This is a genomic window from Bacillus sp. LH1, assembly GCF_057924895.1.
In genome coordinates this window covers 290,001-295,000 of record NZ_CM175007.1, presented here as the reverse complement: position 1 = coordinate 295,000, position 5,000 = coordinate 290,001, and the positions used below count along the sequence as shown (strand labels likewise).

The following is a 5,000-nucleotide window of genomic DNA, read 5'->3' as shown; positions in this document are numbered from 1 at the left end:
ATTTCATTACAACTTATCATTTGCGGGATTTTAAACATACAAATGGATCCAAGAATAACAACGTCTTTATTTATTATCCTTATCTTAATTACAATTTATCTCTTCTTTTCAAGAATACAATTCATTCAACATCGCAAAGCAATGGATACTAAATTAAGTCGTGTACTAAAAGGAAACTTACAAACGAGATTATTCACAAGCAATGACCACTCATTACATAATATCGTTTTTTCAATAAACGAGCTAATAGGTAAATTAGAGCAGGTTCAAATTGAAGCCAAAAGATCCGAGGAATCCAGAAAACAACTTTTGTCTAGTATCTCCCACGATATACGAACACCACTCACCTCCATTATCGGATATATAGATGCTTTGAAAGACGGAGTTGCTGCTTCTGAAATAGAAAAACAAGAATATCTTAAAATACTCTATATGAAATCAAATAACTTAAAGCACCTAGTTGATGAAATATTCAATATGGCGAAGCTAGACGCTAATGAATTTCCACTAAAAGAAGAAGAACTCGACTTTTCTGAAGTTACTAGAGAAGTTTTGATTGAATTTTTACCTGAGCTCTCAAAACATAACATCGAACTGCAAATTCTCATACCAGAATCTACTTGTCCTATCATCGCAGATCATCTAAGCATTATGCGGATTATCGGTAATTTAATGAAAAATGCAATTTATTACGGAAAGGATGGGAAAACAATAGGAGTCGAATTGCTAGAAGCTGATGCAGAATACGAACTTCACATTTGGGATCAAGGCCCTGGTATTCCAAAACATGATTTACAAAACGTATTTGAGCGAATGTACCGAAGCGAACAATCAAGAAACTCTTCATTTGGTGGTAGCGGTCTCGGGCTTTCTATTTCCAAAGCGCTTGTTGAGAAAAACGGTGGACATATATGGGTTGAAAGTACTCCATGGAAACGAACTACTTTTGGCTTTTCTATTCCAAAGCACAATACTTTTAAGAAATAGTTAAGAAATGATTAATATGCAGTTAAGCCTTCCTTTTTATGATGTAAGTAAGAACTTATAGAAAGCAGGTGTCTCCTATAAATACAATTATAAAAACGACTAACCTTACTAAAGTATATGGCAATCAAAAATCAGTAGATAATTTAAATATTAATGTTCAACAAGGGGAGATTTATGGCTTCATAGGCCGCAACGGTGCTGGTAAAACAACAACCATTCGTATGCTACTTAGTCTTATAAAGCCTACAAGTGGAACGATTGAAATATTCGGAGAGAACTTATTCCAAAATCAAAAAGATATTTTAAGCAGAATTGGTTCTATAGTTGAAGTTCCAGGATTTTATGAAAACTTAACTGCAAAAGAAAACCTATTAATTAATGCAAAAATAATTGGGGTTCACAAAAAGAATGCTATCGAAGAAGCATTAGAAATAGTAGGCTTGCAGCATGAGACAAAAAAGTTAGTAGGAAAGTATTCTTTAGGAATGAAGCAACGCTTAGGAATTGCACGTGCTCTTCTCCATTATCCTGAGCTACTCATATTAGATGAACCAACTAACGGACTAGACCCTATTGGTATTAAAGAAATGCGAAAACTTATTCATTCTTTAGCTCAAGAAAGAAATATAACAATACTCATTTCTAGTCACATATTAGCCGAGGTAGAACAGTTAGTCGATCGTATCGGAATTATTCATGAAGGAAAGTTACTAGAAGAAGTTTCTCTTGATACGCTGCGCAAAGCAAACCGTAAGTACATAGAGTTTCAAGTGAATAATGACGATAAAGCTGTGATGTTATTAGAAAATCATCTTCAAATTTTTGATTATGAAGTACATGATGAAGGAAATATTCGTATTTACTCTCATTTTGGACAACAAGGATACATAAACAGAACATTTGTTCTTGATGATATTGAAGTATTAAAAATGATGATAAGCGAAGATAGACTAGAAGATTATTTCACCAAACTAGTTGGAGGTGGAACAATTGGTTAATCTACTCTATACAGAACTCTTAAAGCTAAAACGCTCTAATATGTTTTTAATTAGCATTATTGGTGCTGGTGTCGCACCTTTCTTAGTTGTAGTAGCCTCTTATATACATATAAAAACAAAACAGCCAACTCCAACTATTTGGTTCCATCAATTATTCACTGACGTTAACTTATATACTACTTTAGTTATAGGATTCCCCTTATATGGAGTAGTGGTTGCTTATTTGCTTACCCGCGAATATACAGAAGATACACTGAAAAATTTACTAACTATCCCCGTGTCGCGCATTAGCTTTATTATAAGTAAATTCATCATTCTCTTTCTTTGGATTATGATGCTAACTTTAGTCGCTTGGGCACTTACTTTAATATTAGGGCTATTGGGGAACTTCCCTGGTTTTAACATTTCTTTACTTTTAGGTTCTTTCCTAGAATTTTTAATATGTGGTGGACTTCTCTTTCTATTGTCTTCACCTATTGTGCTACTAACTCTTGTAATGAAGAGCTATGTACCACCCATTATATTAACAGTCATTATTACAATGACTAATCTTATGCTCGTAAACTCCAAGCATAAAGATTTATTTCCGTGGACCGCTACTCTAGATATCGCAAATAACGAATTACAACCGACATATCCACCAGAGTATTCTTATATCATCATTGCAGTAACGACAATTTCCGGATTTATTGCAACACTATTCTATTTTAAAAAAGTAGACATTCATTAATGTATAGGAGTGAAACTATGAGCGATATCATTATTGCCTTCATACTCGGTATTGTAGAAGGATTAGCTGAATTTTTACCTATATCTTCTACTGGCCACCTTATATTAGTCGGGCATTTATTAGGCTTTGAGGGAGAAAGAGCAAAAACGTTTGAAATTGTTATTCAGCTAGGCGCAATTTTAGCTATTGCAATTTTATATCATAAACGTCTCGTTTCTTTATGTAATATTAAACCTCTTATACAGAAAGAAAAAAAATTCAACGCGTTCCATGTATTTCTTGGCGTATTTCCGGCAGTGGTTGCTGGCTTGCTACTACATGATATTATTAAAACATACTTATTCCAGCCATACACTGTTGTGATTGGACTTGTAGCAGGGGCAATTCTTATGATCTTTGCAGAAGTAAAAAAGAAAGAGGCAGCAGCCTATTCACTGGACGATTTAACATACCGCCAAGCTTTAACAATCGGATTATTTCAGTGCTTAGCGGTATACCCTGGCTTCTCTAGAGCTGGCTCTACTATCTCTGGAGGTCTATTAGCAAAAGTAAATTATAAGACTGCATCTGAATTCTCTTTTCTAATAGCTCTTCCTGTAATGATTGGGGCAACAGGCTTAGACTTACTAAAAAGTTGGAAGTATTTAAGTGTCGATGACATCCCTATGTTCGCGGTAGGATTCATTACCTCTTTTATAGTAGCGATGCTAGCAGTAGTAACTTTTCTAAAGCTTTTAGAGAAGATAGGTTTAAAACCTTTTGCATACTACCGTATTTTGTTGGCTATCTTATTTACGCTTTTCGTATTGCTATAGATTCATATAAGTCACATATTATTAAACTGATATTCAATTTAGAATATCGGTTTTTTTATCTATTTCAACTCTAGTATTACTCACTTCAATATGGCATAGTGATAATAAACTACCATTCATAATCTGAACGTTCTTTAAGTAACTATGTCCTTTATCATAAAATGCAATTGGAAAATTAAAGATCCCATATATGTACAGAACATATTTACAAACTATATTCACTCCACATAGTATCTTTTTAATTTGCAAAACACTGATACAAATTAAAAATAAGTACAAAGGCATAACAAATAAATAAATTTCCTAGGAATTATAAAGAGATTAAATATTAATTAGAGTGAGGTGACGATAAAAATGAATCAATTAGCACAGACATATTGGGATACTTATTGGGGAAACAACAAAAAACCAGAATCTGTTACAGCTTGGCAATTTGGGGATGCCCCTAATTATCTTGCACAACTAGTAATTGACGGTATTAAAACAGCTACATGCTCCGGTCACATTTTTTATGAATTAGAAAATGAATCGCTACCGACTACTAATGATTATAGTATTATACTCAATAGTAATGATGAACCTGTAGCTATTATTAAGACAATAGAAGTAACTGTAACACCAATGAATGAAGTAAGCGAAGAATTCGCTATCGCTGAAGGCGAAGGAGATCGTACTTATAATTACTGGAGAGACACCCATGTTCGTTTTTTTACAAAGGAACTAAATGAGATTGGTCTTAATTTCTCTGAAGATATGTTACTCGTCTGTGAGCGTTTTGAACTTGTTGATGTGAACAATAAAGTGAAATTTTAATAAACTGAGATTTACCAGCCATTCTTATTTTTATAAATACAAAAAAGACGAGTCATTCTGACTCGTCTTAAGCTTGCTTGGCGACGTCCTACTCTCACAGGGACAAGGTCCCAACTACCATCGGCGCTAGAGAGCTTAACTTCCGTGTTCGGTATGGGAACGGGTGTGACCTCTCTGCCATCATCACCAAACTATGAAGGCATATTCCTTCAAAACTAGATAACATTGCTACATATTATATGGTTAAGTCCTCGATCTATTAGTATTCGTCAGCTCCACATGTCACCATGCTTCCACCTCGAACCTATCAACCTGATCATCTTTCAGGGATCTTACTAGCTTACGCTATGGGAAATCTCATCTTGAGGGGGGCTTCATGCTTAGATGCTTTCAGCACTTATCCCTTCCGCACATAGCTACCCAGCTATGCCCTTGGCAGAACAACTGGTACACCAGCGGTGCGTCCATCCCGGTCCTCTCGTACTAAGGACAGCTCCTCTCAAATTTCCTACGCCCACGACGGATAGGGACCGAACTGTCTCACGACGTTCTGAACCCAGCTCGCGTACCGCTTTAATGGGCGAACAGCCCAACCCTTGGGACCGACTACAGCCCCAGGATGCGATGAGCCGACATCGAGGTGCCAAACCTCCCCGT

5 protein-coding genes and 2 rRNA genes (2 of these 7 cut by a window edge) are annotated in these 5,000 nt (G+C 35.6%); 5 read left to right on the top strand and 2 right to left on the bottom strand.

What is annotated here, in order from left to right; genetic code table 11:
- The 5 genes from ACX9TM_RS01650 to ACX9TM_RS01630 all read left to right on the top strand — a co-directional run.
- On the top strand, window positions 1–987 hold the 3' portion of the coding sequence (locus ACX9TM_RS01650) for a sensor histidine kinase (RefSeq protein ID WP_065382464.1). It extends 27 nt beyond the left edge of the window; 987 of the gene's 1,014 nt are visible here — the last part of the coding sequence; the start codon falls outside the window, past its left edge; the stop codon is at window positions 985–987.
- Window positions 988–1,055: 68 nt separating this feature from the next.
- A complete protein-coding gene (locus ACX9TM_RS01645) occupies window positions 1,056–1,985 on the top strand; it encodes an ABC transporter ATP-binding protein (RefSeq protein WP_065382463.1) in 930 nt (309 codons plus the stop codon).
- Window positions 1,978–2,715, top strand: coding sequence for an ABC transporter permease (locus ACX9TM_RS01640; protein WP_000247719.1), 738 nt, complete (start codon window positions 1,978–1,980; stop codon window positions 2,713–2,715). Before ACX9TM_RS01645 ends, ACX9TM_RS01640 begins: the two co-directional genes overlap by 8 nt.
- Before the next feature lie 17 nt (window positions 2,716–2,732).
- The gene (gene uppP, locus ACX9TM_RS01635; protein WP_001279957.1) at window positions 2,733–3,530 is read left to right on the top strand and encodes an undecaprenyl-diphosphate phosphatase UppP; all 798 of its coding nucleotides are present in this window, start codon (window positions 2,733–2,735) and stop codon (window positions 3,528–3,530) included.
- Between the two features lie 354 nt (window positions 3,531–3,884).
- Window positions 3,885–4,343, top strand: a complete 459-nt coding sequence (locus ACX9TM_RS01630) for an ASCH domain-containing protein (RefSeq protein WP_001072420.1) — start codon at window positions 3,885–3,887, stop codon at window positions 4,341–4,343.
- 75 nt (window positions 4,344–4,418) lie between these two features.
- Here ACX9TM_RS01630 and rrf read toward each other — a convergent pair.
- Both rrf and ACX9TM_RS01620 read right to left on the bottom strand, forming a co-directional pair.
- Window positions 4,419–4,534, bottom strand: a 5S ribosomal RNA gene (gene rrf / locus ACX9TM_RS01625).
- A gap of 48 nt (window positions 4,535–4,582) precedes the next feature.
- Window positions 4,583–5,000 (bottom strand): 23S ribosomal RNA (locus ACX9TM_RS01620); it runs 2,504 nt beyond the window's last position.